General features: G+C 59.6%; 1 protein-coding gene and 1 pseudogene. Both read left to right on the forward strand.

Going from position 1 to position 2,358, the window contains the following annotated elements; genetic code table 11:
- Window positions 1-37 precede the first annotated feature (37 nt).
- A pseudogene (locus DD606_RS24615) lies at window positions 38-1,282 on the forward strand (AAA family ATPase); the annotation flags it as partial.
- Between the two features lie 24 nt (window positions 1,283-1,306).
- On the forward strand, window positions 1,307-2,358 hold a 1,052-nt coding region (locus tag DD606_RS24620), incomplete at its 3' end, for a serine/threonine-protein kinase (RefSeq protein WP_139158361.1).

Genomic DNA, 2,358 nt, shown 5'->3' on the forward strand with positions numbered 1-2,358 from the left:
TGGTGCAGGAATCCATTTATGAGCGCTTTATGGGGCGGGCGATCCGGCGCGTGTGGCGACCTTAACCGCCGAACGTGACGCATTCGAAACCCAACGCGAAGCTCTGGCCCGTCGCTGGGAAGAAGAGCGCACGCGGGTGCAGGAGATTATCCGTCTGCGTGCCGCGCTGTTTGCGGCGGGAGATGAGGATACGGCTGAACTGCGCGGCCAGCTGGCAGAACAGCAGCAGGCGCTGAAGATCTTACAGGGTGACGAACCGCTGCTGTTTGCCGCGGTGGATGAGAACGTGGTGGCTGCGGTGGTCTCAGACTGGACCGGGATCCCGCTGGGCCGGATGGTGAAAAATGAGATTGACGCGGTGCTGAACCTGGCCGACACGCTGAACCAGCGGGTTATTGGTCAGCGTCACGGTCTGGATCTGATTGCCCGTCGGGTAAAAACCTCGCGGGCGAAGCTTGACGATCCGAACAAACCGGTCGGCGTATTCATGCTCTGCGGGCCATCCGGCGTGGGTAAAACCGAAACCGCGCTGGCGCTGGCAGAGTCGCTTTACGGCGGCGAGCAGAACGTCATTACCATCAACATGAGTGAATTCCAGGAAGCGCACACCGTTTCGACGTTAAAAGGTGCGCCTCCGGGCTATGTGGGCTATGGTGAAGGCGGCGTCTTAACCGAGGCCGTGCGCCGTCGTCCCTACAGCGTGGTGCTGCTGGACGAAATTGAAAAAGCGCACCCGGACGTGCACGAGATCTTCTTCCAGGTCTTCGACAAGGGCTGGATGGAGGACGGCGAAGGGCGTCACATTGATTTCCGTAACACCATTATTATTCTGACCTCTAACGTCGGCACCGACCTGATCGCAGCCATGTGTGCCGACCCGGAACTGATGCCGGAGCCTGACGCGTTAAGCGGCGCCCTGCGCCAGCCGCTGCTGGAGGTGTTCCCGCCTGCGCTGCTGGGCCGCCTGCTGGTGGTGCCGTATTACCCGCTGAGCGACGAGATGCTGGGGCAGATTGTGCGTCTTCAGCTCAGGCGCATTCAGCGTCGTCTGGAAGAGAATCACAACATTATTTCTGAATTTGACGACAGCGTGGTCGAACAGATTGTTCAGCGCTGTACCGAGGTTGAGTCGGGCGGGCGTATGGTGGATGCGATTCTGACCAATACGTTGCTGCCTCAGATGAGCCAGATTTTACTTACCGCCAGCCGCAGCGACCAGCAGTACCGACGTCTGCATGTCACCTGCGAGCAGGGCGAGTTCCACTGTCAGTTTGCCGCGTAATAATCATCAAGAGAACTGTAAAAGATGACGGATAATGATAACAATCGGACTGTCCCAAACGCGCTCCCGGTCGGGTACCGTTTCAATGAGTTTGAGATAAAAGAGGTGATTGGCGGCGGCGGATTCGGCATCGTCTATCGCGCCTGGGATCACCAGCTCGAACGCACTATCGCTATCAAAGAATTTATGCCTTCCTCCCTCGCCGTGCGCGGCGAGGATATGACGCTGGTGCTGCGCAGCGAGCGCTTCGGCAAAGCGTTTTCTGCCGGTCTGAACAGCTTCATCCAGGAAGCCCGCCTGCTGGCGCGCTTTAACCACCCGAACCTGCTGCACGTACTGCGTTTCTGGGTGCAAAACGACACGGCCTATATGGGGACGCTGTTTTACAGCGGTACCACGCTGTCGCGTCTGCGCGAAGAGAAACCGGAGCTGATTAACGAGGCGTGGATCCGCCGCATGCTGCCAATGCTCTTCGGCGCCATCAAAACGATCCACGACGAGGGTTATCTACACCGCGACATCTCGCTGGATAACATTCAGATTCAGGATAACGGCCTGCCGGTGCTGCTCGATTTCGGATCGGCGCGCCGCACCATCGGTAATCTCTCGGATGAGACGGAAACCATGCTGCGTCCGGGCTTCGCGCCTATCGAGCAGTATACCGACGACAATGAAAGCGAGCAGGGGCCGTGGACGGATATCTACGCGCTCGGCGCCGTATTGCGCACCCTCATCGTGGGCTCTCCGCCACCGGTCAGCGTGGTGCGCTCGATTCAGGACACCTGCAAACCGCTGGTGGAGCTGATGCCGCAGGGCTATTCCATCCCGCTGCTACAGGCCATCGACAAGGCGCTGGCGCTGCATATGGAAGACCGTCCGCAATCCATTGAGGAGTTCGCGGCGCTGATCGAGATGCCCGTCGCCGGTATCGACGAGGTGCTGACCGCGAAGAAGACCGGCACGATGCTGGTGCCGGTGGAAGAGGAGGCATCTGCTTCCGCGCTGGACTGGCGACGTTACAAGCTTCCGGGGCTGGTGGCCGCGGGCGTGCTGGTTGGGGTGGTTGCCGGTGCGAT

This window comes from Enterobacter cloacae complex sp. GF14B (genome assembly GCF_004136805.1).
Lineage (GTDB): Bacteria > Pseudomonadota > Gammaproteobacteria > Enterobacterales > Enterobacteriaceae > Enterobacter > Enterobacter hormaechei_C.